Origin of the sequence: Micromonospora sp. WMMD998, assembly GCF_029581235.1 — a bacterium.
Lineage (GTDB): Bacteria > Actinomycetota > Actinomycetes > Mycobacteriales > Micromonosporaceae > Micromonospora.
Window position 1 is genome coordinate 4,621,155 of sequence record NZ_CP120740.1, and the last position, 26,066, is coordinate 4,647,220.

Genomic DNA, 26,066 nt, shown 5'->3' on the forward strand with positions numbered 1-26,066 from the left:
GCGCTCGTCACGCCAGCGACGCGCCCGGAGCGCCCGTCAAACCCGGCGGCGCGGCGCACGGGTGCGCGCGTACCCCGGCAAGCAGGTCGGCGGTGGTGTGCGCCCGGACCTCCGGCGACGCGCCGGCGGCGTGCGCCGCGACGACCGCCCGGACGTGCCGCTCGGCGGGTTCGGCCAGGCCGTCGTAGACGGCCGCGAACAGCTCCCGGGCCGCCTGCCGGGGCCACCCGGCCGGCAGGAGTTCCAGCGGCAACCGCGGGTCGAGCGTGGGAAACCGCCGGTAGGTGTCCATCACCTCGGTGCGCGCCCGCACCGCCGCCTCGCCGTCGACCGACCCGGTCCGGGACGCCAGCGGGGTCCACCGGCGCAGGAACTCGTCATACTGCCGGCTGATGGCGGTGATGTCCCAGGCCTCGATCGGCGGGCGTCCGCCGGCCGCGTCCAGCTCCGCGTGTCGGCCCCGGAAGACCGTGACCGCGCCCAGGGTGAGCTGGGCCAGCCGCGCCCGCGCCGCCCGGGTCAGCTCGTGCGGCGAGATCCACAACCCGTCGTACAGCGGCGCGTAGCCGAGCCAGCGGAGCTGGCCGCGCAGCGCCCGCCGCTGCGCGCTGTGGTCCTGCGGCAGCGAGAACGCGACGATCGTCCAACACCCGTCCCACGGCGCCGCGGGCGAGGTGGAGGCGAGGATCCAGTGCCCGCCGGCGGAGAGGCTCGCGGCGACGGACCGGCTGAGCCGGTAGGAGCTGTTGCGGCCCGCCCGGCTGCGCTCCAGCACGCCCCGGCGGGCCAGCCGGCTGATCGCGGTCCGGGCGCCGGCGCTGCTCACCCCGGCCTCCGCGAGCAGCGCCACGATCGCCGCGGACGGAAGAGCCGCCCGGGTACGCAGGGTGTAGTCCGCCATCAGCGTCACCGCGACGCCCTGCGGCGCGGTGCCGGACTGCCGCCGGGGCAGCCGTACCGACGGCTCGTCCGGGTAGATCTCCTCGATGTCGAACGCGCTGGCCACGGGCGCTCCGGACTCGGCTCGGGGACGGGACCTCGACTGTAGACGGACCACGCCGGCGCCATGCACATCGTGATACGTCGATTGACACTTCGCGGACCGGCGAGAACACTATGTGCTACCCGACGCGGAGCCGGGCAGGGCGCACCACAGACGACCTCAACCTGCACAGGTGATCGAAGGAGTCTCCGTGAAACTCAGAGGCAAGATGCTGCTCGCGCTGGCCGCCACGCTGGCGGGCGCCAGCCTGGTCATCCCGGCCATGCAGCCCGCGTACGCGGCGTCGCTGACCGAGGTGACAAGCTTCGGCGACAACCCGGGGCGGATGCGCATGCACGTCTACGTCCCGGACAACCGGCCGGCGCGGCCGGCGACCGTGGTGGCCATGCACGGCTGCGGCGGCTCCGGCCCGGGCTTCTACTCCGGCAGCGAGTTCGCCTCGCTCGCCGACCGGTACGGGTACATCGTGATCTACCCCAGCGCGACCCAGCAGGCCGGCTTCGGCAACTGCTTCGACACCTGGTCCGACGCCGCCAAGCGCCGCGGCGGCGGCAGTGACCCGGTGTCGATCGTCTCGATGGTCCGCTACGTCCAGCAGCAGTACGGCGCCGACCCGGACCGGGTCTACGCCACCGGCAGCTCGTCCGGCGGCATGATGACCAACCACATGCTGGCGCTCTACCCCGACGTGTTCAAGGCCGGCGCGGCGTTCATGGGCGTGCCCTACAACTGCTTCGCGAACGCGGCGGACTACCCGCCGGGCAGCAGCCAGTGCACCGGCGGCAACATGAACCGGACCCCGCAGCAGTGGGGCGACGCGGTCCGCGCGGCGTACCCCGGCTACTCCGGTCCCCGCCCCCGGGTGCAGCTCTGGCACGGCACCGCCGACACCCTCGTGCCGTACTCCCTGCTCCAGGAGACCATCGAGCAGTGGACGAACGTGTTCGGCCTCAGCCAGACGCCCACCTCCACCGACACGCCGCAGGCCAACTGGAACCGGCGTCGCTACGCCGACGCCAACGGCACCGTCCAGGTCGAGGCGTACAGCGTCCAGGGCGCCGGGCACAGCCTGCCGTCCGGCGGCATGGCGGCGGTCGCCATCGCGTTCTTCGGTCTGACCAGCACGCCGAGCCCCACCACGTCACCGACCACCTCGCCCAGCCCCACCACCTCGCCCAGCCCCACCACCTCGCCGAGCCCCACCACCTCGCCGACGCCGCCCCCGACCACGCCGCCGCCGGGCTCCGGCGCCTGCCGGGTCAGCGTCGACCTGAACGCCTGGAACACCGGGCTGACGGAGAACATCACCATCACCAACACCGGATCCGCCGCGGTGAACGGCTGGTCCCTGGGGTTCACGCTGCCCGGTGGACAGAACATCACCTCGGGCTGGAACGCGTCGTACTCCCCCAGCTCCGGCCAGGTGACGGCGCGCAACCTCTCGTACAACGCCACCATCCCGGCGAACGGATCGACCACCATCGGGTTCCAGGCCACCCACACCGGTAACACCGGCCGCCCGAGTTCCTTCACCCTCAACGGCGCCACCTGCACCCTCGCCTGACCCCGTCCCCGTCCCCCCGTCCCGCTGATTCACGGAAAGAGTGGCTATCCGGGCCTGGATAGCCACTCTTTCCGTGAATCGGGGGGGTGGGGGTACGGGCTGTCAGGGCAGGGGGGTGTTGCGGGCGGTCACCCAGAGGTCGTACCACTCCTCGCGGGTCAGCTCCGGCGCGCGCCCGGCCGCGTCCCGGCAGGCGCGGATGCGGTCCGGGGTGGCGGTGCCGATCACCGGCGTCACCCGCGCCGGATGCCGCTGGATCCACCACAGGACGATCGCCTCCGGCGTGGTGCCCTTGGCGTCGGCGAGCGCGGCGACCCGCTCGGCGGTCTCCCGGTCGGCCGGCGTCCGCCCGGCCCCGGTGAAGCGCCCGCGCGCCAGCGGAGCCCAGGCCTGGACGCCGATCCGGTGCGCCCGGCAGTGTTCCAGCGTGCCGAGCGGGAAACCCGTCCCGGTGGACTCGGCGGTGTTCACCAGGACGCCGGCCTCGACCCAGTCGCGGCGCGCGAGGCTCATCTCCAACTGGTTGACGACCAGCGGCACGTCGAGCGACGCCTGGAGGTGGGCGATCTGCGCCGCCGCCATGTTCGACACGCCGAACTGCCGCACCAGGCCCTGCCGGTGCAGCGAGGTCAGCGCCTCGGCCACCTCGTCCGGGTCGGCCAGCGGATCCGGCCGGTGCAGCAGCAGCACGTCGAGCACGTCGGTGCGCAGCCGGTGAAGGCTCCGTTCGACGCTGTGCGTGATGTGCGTGCCGCGCAGGTCGTAGCGGCCCGGTCCGTCCTCGCCGGCCAGGCGGATGCCGCACTTCGTCTGGATCTGGACGCGCGAGCGGAGTTCCGGCGCGCGGGCGAGCACCTCACCGAAGACCGCCTCGGCCTTGCCGTTGCGGTAGATGTCCGCGTGGTCGAACGCGGTGACGCCGATCTCCAGGGCGGCTTCGACCGCCGCCTGGGCCGCCGCGATCTCCGGCGCGCCGTACGGTTCGTCGTCCCACCCGCCGCCCAGCCCCATGCAGCCGTAGATCAGTCGATTGTCGCGGATGTCGGCACCCGCGGGGGAAACGTGCTGGTCGTCGGCCATGAGTCGTGGATAGCACAGGGTCCGGCCATCGGCGCGGCGACTCCGCGGATGACGTGGGTAGCGGGGTGGCCGGACGCCATCTCGGCGAAGTGGTGTGGTCCGAGCGCGGGGATGCCACCACTTCACCGGATTGGTGTCCCCGACGGCCCGCCTCGGTGACAGGAGGTGAACGCTCGACTACTTTGGATCAATGCCCGACGTGTCCATGCGGGTCAGGACCGGCGGCGTCGGGCCAGCCGTGGGTGAACCGCCGCGAGGACGGAGATCGGGGAGACGATGGGGAGCGCGACCAACTATGTGATCGGCGAGCTGCGCCTGTTCCGGGCGTCGGTCGAGATGAGCCAGGAGGAGTTCGGCCGGAAGATCGACTACTCCGGGTCGCACGTCAGCGGGGTGGAGACCGCCGGACGCGCCCCGACCAAGGAATACATGCGGACGATCGACGAGCGGTTCGACACCGGCGGCCGGTTCGAGCGGATGCTGCGCGCGCTGGGGTCGCTCGACACCGATCCGGCGTGGCTGCGGGAGTGGATCGTGTTCGAGCGGGAGGCGACCACGCTGCGCTGGTTCGAGCTGGCCTACCTGCCGGGCCTGTTCCAGACCGAGCGGTACGCCCGCGCGACGCTTGCCGGCGGCCGGTTCACCCCGGAGGAGTGCGACCGTATCGTCGCGGGCCGCGCGGAGCGGCAGGCGGTCCTGACTCGGCCGCATCCGCCGCAGCTCATCGCCGTCATCGACGAGTCGGTGCTGCGCCGGCCGGTGCTCGACGCCCCGGGGCTGATGGCCGAACAGCTCGACCGGCTGGTGGAACTGGCCGTGCTGGAACACGTCCAGGTGCACGTGGTGCCGGTCGACGCCGGCATGTACCTGGGTCTGGCCGGGCAGTTCATCATCGCGGAGCTGCCCGACGGCGCCCGGGTTGCTTACGCCGACAACCAACTCAACGCGCAGATCGTCGAGGCGTCGGCCGACATTGCTAGGCTCGCGAAGACGTGGGAGATCGTGCGGAACGAGGCACTCCCCCGCCGGCAGTCCCTCAAGCTGATCAAGGAAGTGGCGAAGTCATGGAACTGACCACCCCTCAGTGGCGGAAGTCGACCCGGTCCGGCGGCAACGGTGGAGCGTGCGTCGAGGTCGCCGACAACCTGCCGGGCGTCGTGCTGGTCCGCGACACCAAGGACCGCGACGGCGGCACCCTGCACGTCGACGCCGGGTCCTGGCAGTCCTTCGTGGACCTGGCCAAGCGGCTCGGTCCCGCCTGACCCGTCCGCGTCGATGCCCTCCGGCGTCACACCGGAGGGCGCCCTGCCGTCGGGTCGGCACCGACCACATCGACCTCCCGACCCGGCCGGAGCAGCGCTCGCGCAGACCTACGCCGTGGTCACCGCGCCGGCTCGGGCGGCTTCGGGTCGGTCAGGTCGAGGTGAGGCCGCCCGAAATCAGCCCGACCACGCCGCAGCAGAGCGGCACGATGACCGCCAGCGCGACAAGCGCGACGGTGTAGTTCGACCAGAGGCCGAAGCGGGTCACGTCGGTGCCGTAGCCGTCGTGCACCCGGTTGCGCCAGGCGCCGAAACGGAACGACAGGTGATGCGCCGCCCCCGGCTGGGCCACCAGCGACGTGGTGACGATCGGGACGCCCATGAAGTCGGTGTACCGGACGTCGTGCGGGCCGGCCGGGACCGCGATGTGCCAGGTGCCCTCGCCGGGGATCGGCACCACCAGCTTGTCGACCTTGAAGCGGCTGGTCGTCGGCACCGGGATCGCGTACGGCCCCCGGTTCACCGAGACGACGAGCACCGCGTGGCCCGGCGGCGGCGCGATCGGTTGCGGGTAGGCGGTCAGCGGGGCGGCCGGCCACGGCTGGTACGGCTGCGCGGGTAGGTAGGACACGGCTGCCGATTCTGGCACGGCCGCGCACCCCACGGCCGATCAGTGGTCGGCCCGGCCCGTTCTTCGGCGTAGCCGATCACCTCTGCCAGGGCCAGCGCCGTGGCCGCGTCCCCACGTCGCGGACACCCATGACATTTCACCCGCCATCCGCGCAGGCCCGGCGGCTCCGGGGCCGACGCCGGCTATCCGGCGGCCGGCGCTCCGGCGTCGGCCAGCAGCCGCTGGCGCATGAGGAACTTGCGCACCTTGCCGGTGGGTCCCATCACCACGCCATCCTCGGGGACGGTCACCACCCGCCGCAGCGTCGCGGCCACGGCCGGGCCCAGCGCCGCCCGGACCCGCTCGGTGCGGTCGAGCGTCGGATCGGCGTCGTCGGCGAGCAGGAGCAGCACGTCGGTGACCGTCCCGCCGCCGTCGGCGGTGGCCGCGACGACGGTGCAGTCCCGCACGTCCGGGCAGTGCGCGAGGATGCGCTCCTCGGACAGCGCGGTGTAGAGCCACGCGCCGTCGCCCAGGTCGACCGCGTCGCTGGCCCGGTCGACGTGGTGGTAGTCGCCGTTCGGGTCGCGGTACATCAGGTCGCCGGTCAGGTAGTAGCCGTTCAGCCGGGTACGCCAGGTGGTGACCGAGTCGTTCCAGTAGCCGATCGCGAGCGTCGGCGACTTCAACCCCACGTGCCCGACCTGCCCCTCCGGGACCTCCTCGCCGGTGCGTACGTCCAGCAGGGCGATCTCGGCGAACGGGTACGGCTTGCCGACGCAGCGGTCGTAGCGGTCGCTGCCGAGCCGGTGGGTGATCCGGAACGCGCCGTGGCCCATCTCGGTGGAGCCGAGCATGTCGACGAACTTGGAGCCGGGCACGTCGACCATGCCGTCCCGGGTCCAGGTGGGGTGGCTGCCGACGGCGACCAGCCGGCGTACGTGCGACTCGTGCGCGCAGTCGCCGGTGTTGAACCAGTTGCGCACCGAGCTGAGGTCGCGGGTGCTCAGGTCGACACGGGCCAGCTCCGACCAGGTCACGGCGAAGCCGAACACGCCGGTCGGGCGCCACCGCTCGATGGCGTCGAGGATCGTCTCGGCGCTGCGCGCGAACGGGCCGCCCTGCGCCGACAGGCAGAGCAACTGGTAGCCGTTGCAGAGCGCCTGGTTGAGCGTGATGATGCCGGCGGCGTGCGCGGCCGGCAGCGCGGACATCTCCCGCACCTCGCCGTACGGCCGGGACTCGGTGAGCCGCACCGCGCGGATCGCGGCGAACAGGCCGTGGTGCGAGTGCACGATCGCCGCCGGCACGCGGGTGGTGCCCGAGGAGTGGGTGATGGCGACCGGGTCCTCCGGGTGGTGCCGGTGGTGCGGCGGCGCCTGCGCGGGGTCACCGGCGCCGGTCTCCGCCGCGTCGCCGAGGATCGGCACGCCGAGGTCGTGGTCGCGCAGCGCGGCGTGGTCGGCGTCCACGACGACACCGACGCCGCGCAGCCGGCGGACGAACTCGGCGGCCAACTCGACCGGCATGTTGCCGTTCATCAGCGCCGGGATGGCGCCGAGCCAGGTGAGGGCCAGGAAGGTGAGGAACACGTCCGGCGCGGACGTCACGTACACCGCCACCGGGTCCCGCCGGCCGATGCCGCGCGCGGCGAACCACGCCGCCCGGGCGGCCACCCGCTCGGTGAGCGTGGCGAGCGACAGCGGGGTCCAGGCGGGGATCCCGTCCACGTCGACGTCGAACGTCACCCGGGGCATCCGCATGTCGGCCCCGTGCTCGGCCAGCCGCAGCAGAACGTTGCCCGCGCCCAGTTCCTGGTCCGCCGCCAGGGTCGCCCGGAAGTTGTCGGCACCCAACGCGTTGCCTCCTCACGTCGCCAGGACACGATCAGGCTAGAGCGCCCGCCACGACGAGACAATGGTCGATATCCGGGCGCTCAGGAGACCTCGCGGTTGAACAGGTGCGACGACCAGAGGAGACTCGCGGCGGCCAGCCCGACCATGATGAGCGCGCCCTGCCACACCACGGTCTGGAAGATCTGGCCGGCGAACAACGCCCGCATCCCGTCGGTGGCCCAGGCGAACGGGTTCCAGAGCGCGACCCGCTGGATCCACATCGGCGCGAGCACGAGCGGGATGAGCACGCCGGCGAGCAGCGAGATCGGCTGACCCACGGTGTTCACCAGCACACCGAGGCTGTTCTCGTTGCGGACCAGCAACGCGATGTCGTACGAGATGGACGTGCTCAGCAGCACCATCACACCCAGCAGCCCGTACGAGACGAGGAGGTTGGCCAGGTGCACGCGCAGGCCGAACGGCAACGCCACGAGCGTGACCACGACGGCCTGCGTCACGTTGAGGCACACGTGCATCAGCGCCCGGCCGAGCAGCAACGCGGTGCGGCTCACCGGCGTCACCCGGCACCTGTCGATGATGCCCGCGCGCAACGCGCTGAGCAGCCCGTAGCCGGCGAACAGGCCGCCGAACAGCCCCATCGCCACGAACAGGCCGGGCACGTAGATGCGGTAGGCGTCGGCGTACGTGGACGCGCCCCGGTCGACCATCACCACCTTGAGGAACGGGGCGAAGAGGACGAGGTAGGTGATCGGCTGGGCCAGGCTGAACGCGACCATCACCGGGTTGCGCACCATCAGGCCGGCCTCCTGCTGGAAGATCAGCCAGGTGTCACGGACGAGTCGCACCGTCACTCCTCAAGCGAACGGCCGGTCTTGGCCAGGAACACGTCGTCCAGGCTGGGCCGGCGGGTCTCGATCGCGCCCGGCTCGATGCCCCGGTCGTAGAGCGCCCGCATGATCTGCGGGATGGCCGTGGCGGCGCTGTCGACGTAGAGCCGCAGGGTGCCGTCGACCGGCTCCGCCGAGCGCACGTAGGGCGCCTCGGCCAGCAGCTTCGTCGCGGCCGGCAGGTCACCGCCGGCCGCGTCGACGAGGTCGGGCGCGGCGAAGTCGATCGCCACCACGTCACCGGAGATCTCGCGCTTCAGGTCGGAGGGCGTGCCCTCGGCGACGATCAGGCCGGCGTCGATGATGGACACCCGGTCGCACAGGCTGTCCGCCTCGTCCAGGTAGTGCGTGGTCAGGAAGATCGTCATGCCCTCGTCGCGCAGCCGCCGCACCTCCTGCCACATCCGGGTCCGGCTGGGCGGGTCGAGCCCGGCGGTGGGCTCGTCCAGGAACATCACCCGCGGCGAGTGGATGACGCCGAGCGCCACGTCGAGCCGGCGGCGCTGCCCGCCGGAGTAGGTCCTGATCTTCCGGTCGGCGAAGTCGTCGAGCTGGAACGCGCGGATCGCCGCCGCCGCCAGCTCCTGCGCGACGCTCTTGGACCGGCCGTGCATCCGCGCCTGGAGCACCAGGTCCCGACGGGCGGTCGAGTCGTCGTACGTGCCGCTGGCCTGCGCCACGAACCCGATCCGCCGCCGCACCTGGGCGGGCGAGCGCAGCAGGTCGACGCCCGCGATCGTGGCCGCTCCCCCGCTGGGCTTGAGCAGCGTCGCCAGCATCCGCAGGGTGGTGGACTTCCCCGCGCCGTTGGGGCCGAGGAAGCCGACGATCTCGCCGCGCCGCACCGCGAAGTCGACGCCGCGTACCGCCTCCACCGTGCTGGCGCCACGGCCGCGACCCACCCGGAACGACTTGCGAAGGCCGGTGGCCTCGATCATCGAGCCTCCTCGTGCGGCGGCCACGCCGGACCGGCCCCGCCACGGCGCTCGCGCGGGTGCGTCAGGTCAGGCTAGTGGGGCCCGGAGCGTTGGACAACGGTCGATGTGCGCGGGCCAGCTCGGCGAGGTGCGCGGCGGCGGTCCGGGCGCCGCCCGCCGCGGCGAACGACTCCCCCACCCGGCGCGCCCCGGCCCGGTACGCCGGGTCGTCGAGCACGGCGGTCACCGCCGCGGTCAGCTCCGCCGGGGTGGCCGCGTGGAAGGACACCTCGACGCCGGCCCCGGCGCGCGTCACCTGCCGCGCCACGGCCGGATGGTCGTGCCGGATCGGCGCGACCACCACCGGCACGCCGTGCGCCATCGCCTCGGAGACGGTGCCCAGCCCGCCGTGCGAGACCACGGCGTCCAGGCGCGGCATCAGCTCCAGCACCGGCACCCGGGGCACGACGAGCGCGTGCGCCGGCGGGTCGGGCACCAGGTCCGGCCCGGCGGTGAGGACCACCTGGAGGCGGTCGGCGAGCGGCGCGGTGGCGGCGAGCGTCCGGTGGAAGAAGTCGCGGGCCAGGTGCTCGGCCATCGTCCCGACCGTGACCAGCAGGTGCCGGCGGGCCGGATCCCAGGCGTCCCAGGCGAAGTCGGGCGCGTGCGGACGCCGGCCCAGGGCCGGCCCGACGAGCACGCACCGCGCCGGCAGCGCCGCCGGACCGGTGAGCGCCGCCGTGGTCAGCCCGATCACCAGGTACGGCGAGAAGCGCAGATCCAGCGTCTCGTCGACGGGCAGGTCGGTCATCGCCCACACCCGCGTCAACTGCGCCCGCACGTAGTCGGCGAACTCCGGCATCTCCTCGGCCGGCGGGGTCAGCTCCAGCATGCCGACGCAGAACGTCGCCCACGGCAGCCCGTGCCGGTACGCGGCGAGCGCGCCGGCGAGCGCGTACTGGTCGGCGACCACCACGTCGGGCCGGTAGTCGACCACCGCCCGCTCGGCCGCGTCCCGGATGAAACGGTTCGCCGGCAGCACGTGCCCCTCCCAGAGGCTGCGCACCGAGGCCATCCCCGACCCGGCGTCCGGCCGGTAGTGACGCTTGCCGGTGGGATAGAGCGTGGCGTCCGCGCCGATCATCGGCCGCAGGTCGCTGCGCGGCCCGCACCACGCCACCTCGTGCCCGGCGTCCGTGAGCTGCTGAGCGATGGCGTAGGGCGCGTTCAGATGCGAGTGCACCGGCAGCACCACGAAAAGGAACCGAGCCACGTCGATATGATGGCACGCGTGACGGTGTACGGATGACGGCGATCGACGCCGTCTCGGTGTTCGTGCCGAGCCACCGGGTGCCGATCGAGACCCTGGCCGCGCCGCTGCGCCTGACCGAGATGCAGATCCGGCTGTTCCGGCGGTTCCACGGGCTGACCGAGGTGCGCCGCGACCCCGCCCGGTCCCTGCCCGACCTGCTGCTGCGCGCGGTCGACGGCCTCACCGCGCTGCGCGGCGCCGAACACCGGGTGCGGTTCGTCCTGTACGGCCGCGCGTTCCCGGTGGTCAGCCCGTACCCGGCCAACCCGCTGCACGACGTCTGCCGGGCGCTCGGCCTGGGCCACGCGCTCGCCTTCACCCTGACCCAGCAGTCCTGCGCCAGCGCGCTCACCGCGATCGAGGTGGCCGGCCGGCTGCTCGCCGCCGAACCGCACCAGCCGGGCGAGGAGCCGCTCGCGCTCGTCCTCACCGGCGAGAAGGCGTTCACCCGCGACGCCCAGTTCATCCCGGAGACCTCGATGTTCAGCGAGGGCGCGTCCGCCTGCCTGGTCAGCGCGCACGGCGGCCGGGACCGGCTGCTGTCGTACGCCTGCGCCCAGCGCGGCGAGTTCGACGTGGCCGGCGGCGAATCCCCGGCCCGGTTCCAGCGCGCGTACCGGCCGGCGCTGGCCGACGTGATCGGCCGCGCGCTGGCCGACGCCGGGGTGGGGTTGGCGGACCTGCGGCTGGTGCTGCCGCACAACGTCAACCTGATGACCTGGAAGCGGCTGTGCAAGCTGATCGGGCTGCCGCTGGACCGGGTGCTGCTGGACAACATCACCGGGGCCGGGCACGTCTTCTGCGCGGACGCGTTCGTCAACTACCGCACCGCGCGGGAACGCGACCTGCTGCGCCCCGGCGACCGCTACCTCGTCGCGGCCGTCGGCGCCGGCGACGGGGCGACGTTCGCCGCCATGGTGTTCGAACACTGACCGGGGAGGCATCCTGACCCACCTGATCCGGGCCGCGCGCCGGGAGTTCACCGGCGCGACCGAACTGCTCGTCGACCCCGACCTGCGGGACCGGACCGCCGAATACCTGACCGACCTGACCCGGCCGTACGGCCTGCGGGTCGACCCGGCGGCGCTGGGCCAGTCCTACGGGGAGATGGCCGCTTCGCTGATTCCGGCGCTCGTGCCCGACGACGAGCCGGTGGACCTGCTGGTGCTGGCGTTCGCCGTGCACGACGCGCTGCCCGGCCGAGCCACCGCCGCCTACCTCAGTCACGTCTGCCCGGGCACGCCGATGTCGTTCGCGCTCTGCGACCAGGGTCCGGCGGCGGCGTTCACCGGGCTGCGGATCGCTCTCGCGCAGCCGGCGGGCCGCCGTTCGTTGGTGCTCGCCGTCGAGCAGTCCGTCCTGCCGTACGACACCGGGGTTGCCGTGCCGGAGCGGCACCGGGCCGTGGCCCTGCTCCTCGGCGGCGGCCCGGCGGGCGCGCGGGTGACCGCCGTGCGGCAGTACCCGGACGTCGGTCCGGACGACGCGCCCGGCCTGGCAGCGGCCGAGCTGCGCGGGCTCGGCGCGGGCCGGCCGGACGTGGCGGTGGTGCTGGGGGCGGGGCTCGCCGGGGTCGCGACCGGTGGGAGCCCGGTCACGGTCGTGCCGTCCGGGCAGCCGATGACCGGCGTGTGGTGGGCGCTACTGGACCGGCTCGACGACGGCCCGGGCCGGGTCGGGACGGTGGTGGCCGCCGACTACCACCCCGACCTGCGCTACCTGTGCCTGGTCGGGACCTCGACCGACGGCCCACAGTAGGTTGTCCGGCAGGGGCGTCCAGCCGAGGGAGGGCCGCGCGATGGCAGATGACGGCGATCTCGTGCTGCGTGCCGCACGACCCGACGACGCCGAGGCGATCGCCGCGCTGTGGCACGCCGGCTGGCGGGACGGGCACGCCGGGCACGTCCCCGACGAGCTGCACCGGCACCGGCGGCTCGCCGACTTCCGCGACCGGGTGCCGCCCCGCCTGCCCACCACCACGGTCGGCGCGCGGGACGGGCGGATCGTTGGGTTCGTCACCGTTCACGAGGACGAGGTGGAGCAGGTGTACGTCGCCGGCCCGGCCCGCGGCACCGGAGTCGCCGCCGTGCTGCTCGCCGCCGCCGAACGGGCGGTCGCCGAACGGTTCGACACCGCCTGGCTGGCGGTCGCCGTTGGCAACACCCGGGCCCGCCGGTTCTACGCCCGCAACGGCTGGCGCGACGCGGCGGCCCTGGACTACCCCGCCGAAGCCGGCGCCACCCCCGTGGTCGTCGCCTGCCGGCGGTACGAGAAGCGCGTCCGGTGAACCAGCACGCCCATGGTCACCGTCGCTGACGTCCGCGCGCTGGCCCGGACCCTGCCGCGCAGCAGCGAGCACCTGATCCGCGACCAGGTCAGGTTCCGGGTCGGCGCCATCGTCTACGTCGCGTTCTCTCGAGACGAGACGACGATGGGCTTCGCCTACCCGAAGGAGCAACGCGACGGGCTGATCGGCGCCGAGCCGGACCTGTTCTTCCTGCCCCGCGCGTCCGAGCAGCGCTTCAACTGGGTGTGCTGCCATCTGAACCGGCTCGACCACGAGCACATGACCGAGCTGGTGACGGAGGCGTGGCGGATGGTCGTGCCCCGGTTCCTCGCCCGGCAGCGACTCGGCAGTTGACGGGGTGGCCCGTCCGCCGGGCGGAAGGCGATCACCGTGCCCATCGCGGCGGCTGTCCCGCAACGCTCCGGCTCGATTCTGACGGCCACGGCAACCGGTGCGGGACATCATCGCCCGGGTCAACGATGATCTCTGCCGGCGGCCATGCACACTGGACTCATGCTGCTGACATTCGTGGCGGCCCTTGCGGCGTGTGCGGGCGGCGCGATCGCCGGCCTCATCGTTGACGTCATGACGGACAAGTCCCACCCGAAGGGACGCAGGTTGGTCATGTTGCTTGCGGCGCTCGTTGTCTTCGCCGGCGTCCAGGCGGTGGCGCAGACCCACTCCCCACCGGAATCCGACACGCCTTCCCAGGGCGCTGCTCCGACGACCGAACCGGCATCGACCACCCCGCCAGCCACACCGACATCCGCACCGACACCGACACCTGCGCCGCCGACCACCGAGCCGTCTCCGGTGATGGCGACCTCCCTGCTCGACCTGCCCGCCGTCGACGAGGACACCAGCAGCAGCATCGACCTCGACGACCCCGGCACGCTGGAAATCGACGGCACGACGTACGGTCGCGCGTTGGTCTACCAATGCTCGCTCTACTGCGACGGACCTTCTCCGCAGGTACGCGAAGTGACTCTGGGCAGGAAATTCAGCCGGTTCACGGCCACGGCTGCCGTCCTGGACACCAGCACCGGCAGGCACCGAATCGACATCACGCTGGACGGGCACCCGCCCAAGACATTCGCCGTTGCGCCGGGAAGCCCCGCCTCGATCAACGTCAGCGTCGCCGGCGTCTCGCGACTGCGCATCCAGTTGTACGCCCCGGGAAAGCTCAAGAGCCCGTTGCAGGCGGGCGCCGACGCCGCTGGCGGCAACAACGGCGGCGGCCTGCCCGGCATCGCCCTCGGCGACCCGACCCTGCTCCCCTGAGCGCATGCATCCACCGAGCGCCCCGGCAACACGAGTGGCGGCGGCTACCGTGCCCTGATGGCCATGTCCTCGCACCTCGCCCGGCTCCGGACCGTGATCGGCCACCTCGCCACCTGACGGCGGCGAGCCGCAGGGCGTGGGCAACTCCGCGAACCCCAGGCTCAGCCCTGACTGAGCGGACCGCACCGCCGTCGGCGTGGCAAGCATGTCGCCGACAAGGCACTGTCATGCCGATGAGCGGATGCCATTCTGGGACGATCGACTGTGTGTTGGCCTGATCACCTTGAGTATCGTGCTGGTGTGCTTCGGGCTGGGTTGAGGTGGGTCGGGCGCTACTGGTGGGTGGTGCTGGTTCCCGCTGCGGTCGCTGCGGCGGCGGTGTGGGCGTTGGTCACGGACGACAAGCCCCTCTGGACGGTGGTCGCGGGCGTAGCGGCGGCGGTGGTGGGAGCGTTCGCGCCGTCGGTCCTGGAGTGGGTGCGGGTCGCGGGGCAACGGCGTGAGCGGCGGGATCAGGCGGTCGCGGGGGCGTTGGTGGCGGAGCTGCCGGAATCGGTGGTGTGGCTTCTGCGTCCGCAGGCGGCGGTGGTCGGTTTCGTCGGTCGTGGGTGGCTGCTGGCGGCGTTGGACAGGTGGTGCGCGGATCCGCACGCGAGCGTGGTGCGGCTGTTGGTGGGTGCGGGCGGGGTGGGCAAGACCCGGTTGGGGCGACACTTCGCCGGCCGGTTGACGGGCTGGGAGTGCTGGCCCGTGGCTCCCGGTGGGGAGGCGACGGTCACCGGGCAGCTTGAGACGGGTGACCGGCCGGGCCGGTTGCTGCTGACGGTGGACTATGCCGAGACCCGTGAGCCGCAGGCGTTGGCGCACCTGTTGTGCGTCGCGCAGCGGGCCGGTGGTGTGCGGGTGTTGTTGCTGGCCCGGTCGGCCGGGTTGTGGTGGTCGTCGCTGTCGGCGGCGTATCCGTCACAGGCGCATCTGGTGGACGCGTTGACTCTGCCGGTGAACGTCATAGAGGTGCCGGCTCGCATTGAGGACCACACCCCGCAGCAGATCGTGGCCGAGGCGATGGTGGCGTTCGCCGTCCGGCTGCGTCGCCGGCCTCCGGGTGATGTTCCAGCGGCTGGGCTGGGTCCTGACGTCCCGGTGTTGCGGTTGCATGCGCAGGCGCTGTTGGCGGTGTTGGGCGGGCCGCGTGGTGATGACCGGTACGACGTGCTGGCCGAGGTGCTGGGCCATGAGGCCCGGTACTGGCGGCACCGGGCCCGTCGCGACGGTCTACCAGGTGCGGGTGAGCCGAATGCCGACGCCGTGTTGCGGCGGTTGGTCGCCGTGGCGGCGCTGCTGGGTGCGGACAACCGTGAGCAGGCCGTGGAGTTGGTCCGCCGGGTGCCGGGCCTGGGCGGGGCGCAGCCGGAGGTGGTCAGCGGTTACGTGGACTGGTTGAACGGTCTGTATCCGGCGGTGGGGACGGGCGGTGGGCTGGGGACGTTGCAGCCTGACCTGCTCGCCGAGAACCTCGCGGTCGCGGTCCTGTCCGAAAGCACGCCGGCCGAGCGCAGCAGGATCCTGCGAGGGTTGGCTCCCGGTCAGGCGGTGCAGGCGTTGACGGTGCTGAGCCGCGCGCGTAGCCACCAGTCCGATGCTGCGGAGATGATCGACGTGGCGCTGACGGCGGATCTGCCGGTGATGACGGAGGCCGTGCTCCAGGTCGGCCTTCAGTTTCCCGGAATGCTCGCGTCGCGGGTCGCGGCCCTGCTCGTCACGGCTGAACTCGATCCCGACTGGGTCCAGCGGACAGCGCGGCGGGTGCCGTACCCCTCGATCGAGTTCGGCCAGATCGCGGTCGCATTGACCACCCACGCCCTGACCGCCCCGACAGTGGAGACCGAGTCGGACGGCCGCGCATCCCTACTGACCGTGCACGCTATCCGGCTGGCGGAGGCAGGGCGGCGGACGGAAGCGTTGGAAGCCAGCCAGGAAGCCGTCGACCTCTACCGGGAACTGACCAACGACAATCGCGACGCCTACCTACCCAACCTCGCCACGTCCATAAGCAACCACGCGATTCGGTTGGCGGAGACAGGGCGGCGGGCGGAAGCGTTGGAAGCCAGCCAGGAAGCCGTCGACCTCTACCGGGAACTGACCAACGACAGTCGCGACGCCTACCTACCCGACCTCGCCACGTCCGTGAACAACCACGCTGTTCAATTGGCGGAGACAGGACGCCGGGCCGAGGCGCTCGCCGCCAGCCAAGAAGCCGTCGACCTGCGCCGGGAACTCACCGACACCAACCGCAACGCCTACCTACCCAACCTCGCCACGTCCGTGAACAACCACGCTGTTCAATTGGCGGAGACAGGACGCCGGGCGGAAGCGTTGGAAGCCAGCCAGGAAGCCGTCGACCTCTACCGGGAACTGACCGACACCAACCGCGACGCCTACCTACCCAACCTCGCCGGGGCGGTGAACAACCACGCGATTCGGCTAGCAGAGGCAGGACGCCGCACCGAGGCGCTGGAAGCCAGCCAGGAAGCCGTCGACCTCTACCGGGAACTGGCCGACACCAACCGCGACGCCTATCTACCCGACCTCGCCGGGGCGGTGAACAACCATGCTGTGGGATTGGCCGAGACAGGACGCCGGGCCGAGGCGCTAGCCGCCAGCCAGGAAGCCGTCGACCTCTACCGGGAACTGACCGACACCAACCGCGACGCCTACCTACCCAACCTCGCCGGAGCGATGAACAACCACGCGATTCGATTAGCGGAAACAGGCCGGCGCGTCGAGGCACTAGCCGCCAGCCAGGAAGCCGTCGACCTGCGCCGGGAACTGACCCACACCAACCGCAACGCTTACCTACCCGACCTCGCCACGTCCATGAACAACCACGCTGTTCAATTGGCGGAGACAGGACGCCTGGCCGAGGCGCTAGCCGCCAGCCAAGAAGCCGTCGACCTGCGCCGGGAACTGACCCACACCAACCGCAACGCCTACCTACCCAACCTCGCCGGAGCGATGAACAACCACGCGATTCGGCTAGCAGAGGCAGGACGCCGCACCGAGGCGCTGGAAGCCAGCCAGGAAGCCGTCGACCTCTACCGGGAACTGACCGACACCAACCGCGACGCCTACCTACCCAACCTCGCCACGTCCATGAACAACCACGCTGTTCAATTGGCGGAGACAGGACGCCTGGCCGAGGCGCTAGCCGCCAGCCAAGAAGCCGTCGACCTGCGCCGGGAACTGACCAACACCAACCGCAACGCCTACCTACCCGACCTCGCCACGTCCATGAACAACCACGCTGTTCAATTGGCGGAGACAGGACGCCGGGCGGAAGCGTTGGAAGCCAGCCAGGAAGCCGTCGACCTCTACCGGGAACTGACCGACACCAACCGCGACGCCTACCTACCCAACCTCGCCACGTCCATGAACAACCACGCTGTTCAATTGGCGGAGACAGGACGCCAGGCGGAGGCGCTAGCCGCCAGCCAGGAAGCCGTCGACCTCTACCGGGAACTGACCGACACCAACCGCGACGCCTACCTACCCAACCTCGCCGGAGCGATGAACAACCACGCGATTCGATTAGCGGAAACAGGCCGGCGCGTCGAGGCACTAGCCGCCAGCCAGGAAGCCGTCGACCTGCGCCGGGAACTGACCCACACCAACCGCAACGCTTACCTACCCGACCTCGCCACGTCCATGAACAACCACGCTGTTCAATTGGCGGAGACAGGACGCCGGGCCGAGGCGCTAGCCGCCAGCCAAGAAGCCGTCGACCTGCGCCGGGAACTGACCCACACCAACCGCAACGCCTACCTACCCAACCTCGCCGGAGCGATGAACAACCACGCGATTCGGCTAGCAGAGGCAGGACGCCGCACCGAGGCGCTGGAAGCCACCCAGAAAGCCGTCGATCTCTACCGGGAACTGACCGACACCAACCGCGACGCCTACCTACCCAACCTCGCCACCTCCCTGTGGACCGTCGGACACGTGGCGCGCATTCTCGGAGAGACGTCGGATCAGATTCTCGATGCGGTTGCCGAAGGGGTGCGCTACTTCCAGGAACTCGCCGCCACCGAACCGGAGGCGTTCGCGGCACGCCGAGACGCGGCGGTAGCCACCTTGGCCGACCTACGAAACAGCGCCGTCAGCCAGCACCCCAAATTGACACCACCCAGGTCATCCCACGCCGACGAGGCAGCGGTCCGACACCGCCCAACTGGGAACCCTTGACCGGTCACATCCACACGCGCTCCGTGCCCCAGATCGGACATGCCGCGAGTCGCGCGTCGCTGGGGAGTCCTACCCGAGCAGCGCCGCCACCGCGGCCAGGGTGGCGAGCGACAGCGTCGTGGTCACCGCCACCGCCCGGTTGACCACCGCCTCGCCGACGCCGTACTCCTGGCTGTAGACGAACGTGTTCTGCGCGGTCGGCAGGCCCGCACACACCACCACGGCGAGCACCTGCGGCGCGGACAGGTGCAGGGCCAGCCCGGTCGCGTACGCGATGACCGGCTGCGCGACGAGCTTCAGCGCGGTGATCACGGCCAGCTCGACCGGCGCGGCCCGCGACGGCGCCGTGCGGTGCAGTGACGCGCCGAGCGCGACCAGGGCGGCCGGCACCGCGGCGCCGGACAGCAGGGTGAGCGACGCGCCGACGGCGGCCGGCGGACGCAGGCCGGCGGCCGAGCACGCGACACCGAGCAGCGACGCCAGGATCACCGGGTTGCGTACCGGCAGGGAGGCGATCCGGCGGACCCGGGCTCGCGCGGCCGGGTCGCGGTGGCGGTCCAGGGCGACCAGGATCACCGGCGTCACCACAAGCACCTGCAACAGCACCACCTCCGCCAGGAACGACACGTCGCCGATGATCTGGGTGGCGATGGGGATGCCGAGGTTCGCCGAGTTCACGTATCCGGCGGCCATGCCCCAGATCGGCCGTTCGCCGGGTCCGCGACCGAACAGCCGGCTCGCGCCGGCCCAGCCGAACCCGACGACCGCGACCGTGCTCACCGCGAAGGCGAGCAGCGAGCGGCCGGCGAACCCGGCCAGCGGCGCCCGGGACAGGGCCAGGAACAGGGCGGCCGGCATCGCGAGGTGGAACACGAACCGGCCGAGCACCGACGCCGCCGCCGCGCCCAGCAGCCCCCGGCGACAGGCCGTGTAGCCGACCGCGGTGAGGATCCAGATCGGTACGAACGCCGACACCAGGCTCATCCGGGCGTCACCGGCGGACGGGCGTGGTGGCCCCGGTCAGAGGGCGAGCGGGCGGTAACGGAGGAGGACGACGCCGTTTCCGAACCGGCGCTGGTCGAGGAACTCGTAGTCGGTGCGTACGCCGGTGGGCAGCCCCGGCTTGCCGCCGCCGACGGTCGTGGGCCAGACGATCAACTGGCACTCGTCGACAAGTCCGGCGCGGATGGCCTGCGCCGCCAGGTCGGCGCCGCCGATGGTGATGTCGCTGCCGGCCGTGGCCTTCAGCCGGCGTACGGCGGCGGGGTCGAACCGGCGTTCCACGCTGGTGCGGGCCGTGGCCGCCGTGGTGAGGGTCGTCGAGTAGACGATCTTGTCCGCCGCCTGCCAGACGTTCGCGAATTCGGCCATCAGGTCGGATTGCGCGGCCAGCGCGGCGTCGGTCTCCCAGACGGCCATCGACTCGTACAGGCGCCGCCCGTAGAGGAAGGTGCCCACGGACCGCAGGAGGTCGGTGGTGAACGTGAAGACCTCGTCGTCGGGCGGGAGCCAGGCGAAGACCCCCTTCTCGTCCTCGATGTAGCCGTCGATCGACACGTTCGTCACGTAGATCAGCTTCGCCATGCCTCTGCCTTCCGGTGCGCGTGGGACCCGTGGGGATCCTCTCGCCCGTTCTACGAACGACCCGGCCCGGATTCGACGGCACGGCGGGAAAAAGTTCTAGAAGCCCTCGGCGAGCAGCTCCCGGACGAACGCGCGGAGCCGGTCGTTCGCCTCGTCCGAGCCGACGGTGATCCGCACCCCGGCCCCGGGCAGCGCCATCACCAGGATCCCGGCCGACCGGGCCCGGTCGGCGAAGGGCACGGCCCGCTCCCCCAGCGGCAGCCACAGGAAGTTCGCCTCGCTGGGCGCCACGGTGAGCCCGAGGTCGCGCAGCGCGTCGGTCAGGCGGGTCCGCGCCGTCACCAGGTCCGCGCACCGCCGGGTCAGCTCCGACTCGACCTCCGGCGTCAGGCTGGCCACGGCCGCCGCCTGGGCGAGCGCGTTGGGGAAGAACACCGCGCCGGTCATCGCGGCGGCCGGGACCAGCCGGGGCGGCAGCACGGCGTAGCCGATCCGCAGCGCGGCCAGCCCGTACGCCTTGGAGAAGGTGCGCAGCACGCAGACGTTGTCGTACGCCCGGTACAGCTCCATCCCGTCCGGCGCGGCCGGGTCGCTGACGAACTCCCGGTACGCCTCGTCCACGATCACCGGCACGTCGGCCGGGATCCGGTCGAGGAACGCCTCCACCCGGTCCCGGCGCAGCGCCGCCCCGGTCGGGTTGTTGGGGTGGCACAGCAGCACGCACCGGGTCCGCTCGGTGACCGCGTCCGCCATCGCGGGCAGGTCGTGGTCGTACCCGTCGAGCGGCACCGGCACCGCGCGGGCGCCCGCGTTGCGGATGATCAGCGGGTAGCCCTCGAACGACAGGGCCGCGTGCACGACCTCCGGCCGGGGGCCGAGGGACTGCACGAGGTGCTGGCACAGCCCGGCCGAGCCGGGGCCGACCAGGATCGCCTCCGGCCCCACCTCCAGGCGTGCCGACAGCGCGGCCACCAGCGCGGCGGCGGTGCGGTCCGGATACCGCTGGAGGGCGGCGGCGCCGTCGGTGACGATCCGCCGGACGCCGGGCAGCGGCGGGTACGGCGTCTCGTTCATCGACAGGTCGACCGGGGCGATGGTGGTGGCAGGTGTCATGGTGGCTCACTTCTCCGACGGCGCCGGTGCGGAACGGGTGTGTGCGTGCCGGTCGGTGAGCACGCCGAGCTGGTGGAGCCGGTCGACGAGGGAGAGCGGTCGCAGGTCCGTGCCGGAGAGGTTGCCGGCGGTGAGCCCGAGCAGCCGGGGGTTGGCGGCGGTGCGGCGCATCATCCGCGCGCCGAGCAGCTTCGGCAGCCCGGACACACTGGTGATCATGCGGGAGGCGTTGTGGCTGACGGTCGCCACGTGGTCGAGGCGGGGCCGGCGGGCGGCCTCGTACGCCCGCAGCGCCCGGTCCACCGCCGCCGGTTCCGGCGTGCCGCCCTCGGCGGCGAGGCCGGCGGCGAGCGTCTCGGCGTCACCGAGGGAGCTGTTGACGCCCTGCGCCGCCATCGGGTGCACCGCGTGCGCCGCCTCGCCGAGGAGCGCGAGGCCGGGCACGGTCAGACGCGCGGTGCGCAGCCGGTAGACGGCGAGGAGCTGCCGGCGGTGCAGGCTCGCCCGGATCGCCGGCGCCAGCGGGCGGACCGCCGGCACGTCGGCGAGCAGCCGGTCGCACCAGCCGCCCAGGTCGGCGCGGCCCCGGAACTCGTCCGGGGTCACCTGGACGTAGAGGCGGCACCGGCCGCCCGGCAGCGGATAGACCAGGCAGAGGCCGCGGCCGGTCCGGTAGGCGGTTACCTCGTCGGGCACCTCGGCGCCGGCCACGTCGAAGGCGACCAGGCCGTGCGGGTACTCGCTGCGCCGCGCCGCGATGCCGACGGCCCGGCGCAGCGGCGAGGACATGCCGTCGGCGGCCACCACGAGCGCCGCCGGGATCTCCTCGTCGGTCCCGCCGCCGGAGACCCGGACGCCGGTGACCCGGCCGGCGTCGTCGCGCCGCAGGCCGGTGACCCGCCGACCCCACCGCAGGTCCACCGTGGCGGGCAGCCCGTCGGCGAGCACGCCGCGCAGGTCGCCGTAGTCGGCGCAGAGGATCTCCCGATACGCGCCGGGCAGGCCGGTGTAGTCGAGGCAGAGCAACGGCTCGCCGTACGGGTCGCGGATGGCCAGCCGCCCGACGGGGCGGGCGCCGGTGGCCCGCAGCGGGTCGAGCGCGCCCCAGGAGTCGAGGATGCGGACGGTCTCCGGCTGGAGGATCTCACCCTTGGCGATGGCCGCCGGGGTGCGCTGCCGGTCGAGCACGACCACCCGCAGGCCGAGCGCGCCGAGCGCGCGGGCGCTGGCCAGCCCACCGGCGCCGGCGCCCACCACCACGACGTCGGCGCTCATCGGGCGACCGCACCGGGCGCGACGTCCGGCCGCCCGGCGGTGGCCCGGCGGTGATCGCCGAGCGCCCGCAGCGCGAGCGCCTGGGTGATCACCGCGTTCGGGTAGCGCATGTGGTGGCGGATGTAGTTGCACACCCGCGCCGCCGGCCACCCGCCGTCCGGCCCGGCGGCCGACACCAGCCAGGCGACGCCCCGGCCCGCCGCGGCGGCCACCTCGGGATCGCCGGTGGCGAGCAGGCCCTGGACGGCCCAGGCGGTCTCCTCGACCGTGCCGGGCGTGCCGTCGCCCGGCCCCCACGAGCCGTCCGGGAGTTGGGTGTCGCACAGCCAGCGGACCGCCCGGCGGACCACCTCGTGCCGGGCGTGGCCGACACGCGACAACGCGCCCACCACCACCGCCGTGCCGGAGGTGTGGTCGCGGTACCAGAGGTTCTCGAACGTGCCGTCCGGCGCCGCCCGGGTCAACAGCCAGGCCGCGGCGCGCGCGATCGCCGGGTGGTCGTCCGGGTGCCCGGCGTCGTGCAGCGCGAGGACCGCCTGGCTGGTGATGGCCGGGCAGGGACCGTCGTTGGCGAGCTGGGTGTCGCGTACCCACAGGCTCCACGAGCCGCGGCTGTCCTGCCGGTCGACCAGCCAGGCCAGGCCGCTACGCAGGACCGGGTCGGTGTCGGCGTCGGGATAGCCGGCGAGCGCGGACAGGATCTCGGCCGACTCCAGCGTCACCGGCCAGCCGCCCACGTTGGAGTAGCTCCACCCGCCCGGCGGCACGTCCAGCACGTCGAACGCGGTCGGCTTCTGGGTGGCGTGGAAGACGTCGCGGGTGGCGCGCAGCCGCGGGTCGGCGGCGTACCCGGCGGCGACCAGCCCGGTCACCGCGTAGCCGGAGCGGGTCAGGTCCAGGTTCGCCACCGCGTCCCAGGCGCCGTCGGGGCGGACCGCCCGGCGCAGCCAGCCGACGACGGCCCGCGCGATGTCCGGCGCCTCGCCGCTGCGGGCCAGGCCCAGCAGCACCAGGGCGGCCGGCCACGGGTCCTCGCTCAGCGCGCCGGTGCGGCCCTCGTGGTCGAAGATGGAGCGCAGCAGGCCGACCGCCACCGGCCGGGCCCGGCGCAGCGTGGCGCGGCGCAGCCGGCCGGCGGGCAGCAGGTCCGCCTGCATCAGGGCGAGGCCGACGAAGGGCGCGGTGCGGAACGACAGCCGCCGGCGGCGGATCCGGTCGAACAGGACGATCTCCAGCGGCAGCCGGCGCAGCGGGCCGGCCTCGGCGGTCATCCCGGCCATGGTGAGCAGTTGGCGGCAGAGCAGCGAGATGGCCCGGTCGGTGACGGCGTCGACGCCGCCGAGGGCGGCCAGCCGGGCCCGGCCGGCGGCGATCGCCTCGACGCTCGCCGCCGGCGCGCCGAGCGCGAGCGCCGCGACCGCCACGGCGGTGGGCACCACCTCGCTGTCCGCGCCGACCACGCCGCCCCAGCCGCCGTCGTCGTGCTGCTGCCGGCGCAGCCACGCGGCGCCGGCGTCGACGAGGTCGGCGCTGCCGGTCGGGTCGGCGGCGTGCAGCGCGGCCACCGCGCCCGCGGTGCCCAGCACCGACGCCGGCGGGTCGTCGCCGAAGACGCCGTCGGGGCGTTGCCGGCGCAGCAGCGCTTCGGCGCCGGCGGCGATCGCCGTCCCGACGGCCTCGGCGGTCACCTCGGTCATGTCGCGTCCTCCAGGGGCACTCGACGGTGGGCGGCCAGGGCCAGGCCGGCGGTCGGCGGACCGAGTTCGTGCCGGACGCGCATCCCGCGCTGCGCCCACCAGGTGAACGCGAGCATCGGCAGCGCCAGCAGGAGCTGCACGGCGACGCCGAGGCCGAGGCCGACCACGGCCGAGGCCAGCAGGACCCGTTCGACGACCAGGACGGAGTGGGCGCGCAGCGCCACCAGGACGGGCATCCCCGCGCCGCGGGCCACCAGCGGCATCCACGCGGCGACGCCCACGACCACGACGACGAGCAGCGTGGCCAGGTAGGCGGGTCGCGCGTCGCGGTCGGCCAGCAGGCCGGCGGCGAGCGCCGCGCCGATGGTGACGGCGTGCAACGCCACCACGGTCCGGACCGCGAACGGTACGCCCCGGCGCACCGGCAGCGTCTCGTAGCCGCCCGCGCGGTCGCCGTCGATGTCACGCAGCGCCCCGACCAGGTTGGACATCGCGTCGTGCGACCAGAACGCGACGATCAGCGCCAGCAGGACCGCCCATGCCGGGAACGGGTCGGCCGGCAGGCCGACGGCGAGCGCGCCGTAGAGGAGCGCGACCGCGCCGAGCGCGCCCCGGACCAGGTTGCCGGCGATCCCGCGCGCCTTGAGCCAGCGGCTGTACGCGACGATCCCGCACCCGGCCAGCAACGCCGCCGCCGTGGTGCCCCAGCCGCCCGCCAGGGCCAGCGCCGCGAGGACGGCGAAGCAGGCGCAGCCGCACGCCAGTGCCGTCCGCGCGCCCAGCCGGCTCGACGGGATCGGCCGGTGCGGTTTGCTGCCGGCGTCCAGCTCGCGGTCGAACCAGTCACCGAGGTAGTGGCCGCCGAGCCAGCCGGCGGTGGGCGCGGCCCAGGCCGACAGCAGCCGCCACGGGTGGTGCGGGCCGGCGGCCACGGCCGCGCCGCCGAGGCCGACCAGCCCGACGTACCAGAGCGTGTAGGGCCGCCAGGTCTCGACGTGCGCCCGCAGTGCCCGGGCGACGCTCACGGCGTCTCGCTCGTCATCCAGGCCGCGATGCCGGCGAGCACGTCCGCGCTCGCCGACGGCGCGAGCACGGCCAGTTCGGCGCGGGCGCGTTCGGCGTGCTCCACCATCCGCCGGCGGGCCCGCGCCACCGCGTCGACCTCGCGCAGCAGCTCGGTGACCCACTCGACGTCGCCGGGGCCGGCGCCGCGCCGGTGCAGCACCGCCATCAGCTCGACCCGGGCCGTGTCGGTGGCCGCGTCGTACGCCAGCAGCAGCGGCAGCGTCGGCCGGCCGTTGTTGAGGTCGCTGGTCGCCGGCTTGCCGGTCTGCTCCGGGGTGGCCACGTAGGACAGCAGGTCGTCGCGGATCTGGAACGCGACGCCGAGGTGCTCGCCGTAGCGGGCGAGCGCGGACGCCACGGCGGGTTCCGCGCCGCCGAGGAGGGCGCCGATGTGGCACACCGCGCGGAACAACGAGCCGGTCTTCAGGCGGATCATCTCCGGATACCAGCGGGCGCCCGCATCCAGGTCACCGACGAGCTGCGCCTCGATCGCCTGCCCCCGGCACAGGTCCTGCCCCGCCTCGGCCAGCGCGGTGAGCGCGGCGACGACCTGGCCGGGCGGGACCGCGCCACCACCGTCCACGATGGCCCGGAACGAGGAGAAGATGAGGTGGTCGCCGGCGACGATGGCGTTCGGGATGCCGAACGCCACCGGGACGGCCGGTCGGCCACGGCGCATCGTGTCGGCGTCGATGATGTCGTCGTGCACGAGCGTCGCGACGTGGAGGTATTCGGTGCCGAGCGCGGCGGCGAGCACGTCCCGGGGTGATCCGCCCACCGCCTCCGCCGCGTGCAGCGTCATCATCGGGCGCAGCAGCTTGCCCGGCGGCAGCAGCGCGTACCGGGCGATGGTGACGAGTTGGTCGGTCGTCTCCGGCCAGCGGCGGCCGAGTTCGGCGTGGAGCAGTCGCCCTGATTCGCTTCGGGCGAGGTCGTCGATGAAGGGTGGATATCGCGTGAATCCAGCAACGGTCATGACGCGTCGACCCTTTCACGAAGGCTCGGCTAGTCGCCACGCGAGACGTTACCGG

General features: G+C 73.0%; 23 protein-coding genes. 9 read left to right on the forward strand and 14 right to left on the reverse strand.

Features of this window, described 5'->3' with window-relative positions:
* Positions 1 to 7: 7 nt before the first annotated feature.
* Complete coding sequence (locus O7619_RS21095; protein WP_282282946.1) at positions 8 to 1,006, reverse strand: PaaX family transcriptional regulator C-terminal domain-containing protein; 999 nt, start codon at positions 1,004 to 1,006, stop codon at positions 8 to 10.
* Positions 1,007 to 1,193: 187 nt separating this feature from the next.
* On the opposite strand from O7619_RS21095, the gene O7619_RS21100 reads away from it, so the two are divergent.
* Positions 1,194 to 2,567, forward strand: coding sequence for a PHB depolymerase family esterase (locus O7619_RS21100; protein ID WP_282282947.1), 1,374 nt, complete (start codon positions 1,194 to 1,196; stop codon positions 2,565 to 2,567).
* A gap of 102 nt (positions 2,568 to 2,669) precedes the next feature.
* Here O7619_RS21100 and O7619_RS21105 read toward each other — a convergent pair whose 3' ends face one another.
* Positions 2,670 to 3,647 (reverse strand): aldo/keto reductase, encoded by a 978-nt coding sequence (locus O7619_RS21105; protein ID WP_282282948.1) that lies wholly within the window; start codon positions 3,645 to 3,647, stop codon positions 2,670 to 2,672.
* Positions 3,648 to 3,923: 276 nt separating this feature from the next.
* Here O7619_RS21105 and O7619_RS21110 point away from each other — a divergent pair, with 276 nt between their 5' ends.
* Positions 3,924 to 4,721 (forward strand): helix-turn-helix transcriptional regulator, encoded by a 798-nt coding sequence (locus O7619_RS21110; RefSeq protein ID WP_282282949.1) that lies wholly within the window; start codon positions 3,924 to 3,926, stop codon positions 4,719 to 4,721.
* Positions 4,718 to 4,909 (forward strand): DUF397 domain-containing protein, encoded by a 192-nt coding sequence (locus O7619_RS21115; RefSeq protein WP_282288890.1) that lies wholly within the window; start codon positions 4,718 to 4,720, stop codon positions 4,907 to 4,909. Before O7619_RS21110 ends, O7619_RS21115 begins: the two co-directional genes overlap by 4 nt.
* 151 nt (positions 4,910 to 5,060) lie before the next feature.
* Here the strand turns inward: O7619_RS21115 and O7619_RS21120 are convergent, their stop codons facing one another.
* The 5 genes from O7619_RS21120 to O7619_RS21140 form a co-directional block, all read right to left on the reverse strand.
* Positions 5,061 to 5,540 (reverse strand): hypothetical protein, encoded by a 480-nt coding sequence (locus O7619_RS21120; RefSeq protein ID WP_282282950.1) that lies wholly within the window; start codon positions 5,538 to 5,540, stop codon positions 5,061 to 5,063.
* A 182-nt stretch (positions 5,541 to 5,722) separates the two neighbouring features.
* On the reverse strand, positions 5,723 to 7,375 hold the full coding sequence (locus tag O7619_RS21125; RefSeq protein WP_282282951.1) for a class I adenylate-forming enzyme family protein: 1,653 nt from the start codon (positions 7,373 to 7,375) through the stop codon (positions 5,723 to 5,725).
* 80 nt (positions 7,376 to 7,455) lie between these two features.
* The gene (locus O7619_RS21130) at positions 7,456 to 8,220 is read right to left on the reverse strand and encodes an ABC transporter permease (RefSeq protein ID WP_282282952.1); all 765 of its coding nucleotides are present in this window, start codon (positions 8,218 to 8,220) and stop codon (positions 7,456 to 7,458) included.
* A 2-nt stretch (positions 8,221 to 8,222) separates the two neighbouring features.
* Entirely contained in the window at positions 8,223 to 9,200 is a 978-nt protein-coding gene (locus O7619_RS21135; protein ID WP_282282954.1) for an ATP-binding cassette domain-containing protein, read from the reverse strand.
* Between the two features lie 61 nt (positions 9,201 to 9,261).
* Entirely contained in the window at positions 9,262 to 10,452 is a 1,191-nt protein-coding gene (locus O7619_RS21140) for a glycosyltransferase (RefSeq protein ID WP_282282956.1), read from the reverse strand.
* Positions 10,453 to 10,484: 32 nt separating this feature from the next.
* Between O7619_RS21140 and O7619_RS21145 the strand changes: the two genes are divergently transcribed.
* From O7619_RS21145 to O7619_RS21170, 6 genes are all read left to right on the forward strand, one after another.
* The gene (locus O7619_RS21145) at positions 10,485 to 11,423 is read left to right on the forward strand and encodes a 3-oxoacyl-[acyl-carrier-protein] synthase III C-terminal domain-containing protein (RefSeq protein WP_282282957.1); all 939 of its coding nucleotides are present in this window, start codon (positions 10,485 to 10,487) and stop codon (positions 11,421 to 11,423) included.
* A 175-nt stretch (positions 11,424 to 11,598) separates the two neighbouring features.
* Positions 11,599 to 12,249, forward strand: a complete 651-nt coding sequence (locus O7619_RS21150; RefSeq protein WP_282282958.1) for a hypothetical protein — start codon at positions 11,599 to 11,601, stop codon at positions 12,247 to 12,249.
* A 40-nt stretch (positions 12,250 to 12,289) separates the two neighbouring features.
* Complete coding sequence (locus O7619_RS21155) at positions 12,290 to 12,778, forward strand: GNAT family N-acetyltransferase (protein ID WP_282282960.1); 489 nt, start codon at positions 12,290 to 12,292, stop codon at positions 12,776 to 12,778.
* Between the two features lie 12 nt (positions 12,779 to 12,790).
* Positions 12,791 to 13,132, forward strand: a complete 342-nt coding sequence (locus tag O7619_RS21160) for an MmcQ/YjbR family DNA-binding protein (RefSeq protein WP_282282961.1) — start codon at positions 12,791 to 12,793, stop codon at positions 13,130 to 13,132.
* A gap of 159 nt (positions 13,133 to 13,291) precedes the next feature.
* A complete protein-coding gene (locus O7619_RS21165; RefSeq protein ID WP_282282962.1) occupies positions 13,292 to 14,059 on the forward strand; it encodes a hypothetical protein in 768 nt (255 codons plus the stop codon).
* Positions 14,060 to 14,716: 657 nt separating this feature from the next.
* Positions 14,717 to 18,301, forward strand: coding sequence for a tetratricopeptide repeat protein (locus O7619_RS21170; RefSeq protein ID WP_282282963.1), 3,585 nt, complete (start codon positions 14,717 to 14,719; stop codon positions 18,299 to 18,301).
* 69 nt (positions 18,302 to 18,370) lie between these two features.
* Here O7619_RS21170 and O7619_RS21175 read toward each other — a convergent pair whose 3' ends face one another.
* The 7 genes from O7619_RS21175 to O7619_RS21205 form a co-directional block, all read right to left on the reverse strand.
* Positions 18,371 to 19,285 (reverse strand): AEC family transporter, encoded by a 915-nt coding sequence (locus O7619_RS21175; protein WP_282282964.1) that lies wholly within the window; start codon positions 19,283 to 19,285, stop codon positions 18,371 to 18,373.
* A 36-nt stretch (positions 19,286 to 19,321) separates the two neighbouring features.
* Positions 19,322 to 19,885, reverse strand: coding sequence for a dihydrofolate reductase family protein (locus O7619_RS21180; protein ID WP_282282965.1), 564 nt, complete (start codon positions 19,883 to 19,885; stop codon positions 19,322 to 19,324).
* 96 nt (positions 19,886 to 19,981) lie between these two features.
* Positions 19,982 to 20,998, reverse strand: coding sequence for an aminotransferase class I/II-fold pyridoxal phosphate-dependent enzyme (locus tag O7619_RS21185; RefSeq protein ID WP_282282966.1), 1,017 nt, complete (start codon positions 20,996 to 20,998; stop codon positions 19,982 to 19,984).
* Between the two features lie 6 nt (positions 20,999 to 21,004).
* Positions 21,005 to 22,273 (reverse strand): NAD(P)/FAD-dependent oxidoreductase, encoded by a 1,269-nt coding sequence (locus tag O7619_RS21190; RefSeq protein ID WP_282282967.1) that lies wholly within the window; start codon positions 22,271 to 22,273, stop codon positions 21,005 to 21,007.
* Entirely contained in the window at positions 22,270 to 23,970 is a 1,701-nt protein-coding gene (locus tag O7619_RS21195; protein WP_282282968.1) for a prenyltransferase/squalene oxidase repeat-containing protein, read from the reverse strand. The genes O7619_RS21190 and O7619_RS21195 overlap by 4 nt, the downstream gene beginning before the upstream one ends.
* Complete coding sequence (locus O7619_RS21200) at positions 23,967 to 24,995, reverse strand: UbiA family prenyltransferase (RefSeq protein WP_282282969.1); 1,029 nt, start codon at positions 24,993 to 24,995, stop codon at positions 23,967 to 23,969. Before O7619_RS21200 ends, O7619_RS21195 begins: the two co-directional genes overlap by 4 nt.
* Positions 24,992 to 26,011, reverse strand: coding sequence for a polyprenyl synthetase family protein (locus tag O7619_RS21205; protein WP_282282970.1), 1,020 nt, complete (start codon positions 26,009 to 26,011; stop codon positions 24,992 to 24,994). The genes O7619_RS21200 and O7619_RS21205 overlap by 4 nt, the downstream gene beginning before the upstream one ends.
* Between the last annotated feature and the right edge of the window lie 55 nt (positions 26,012 to 26,066).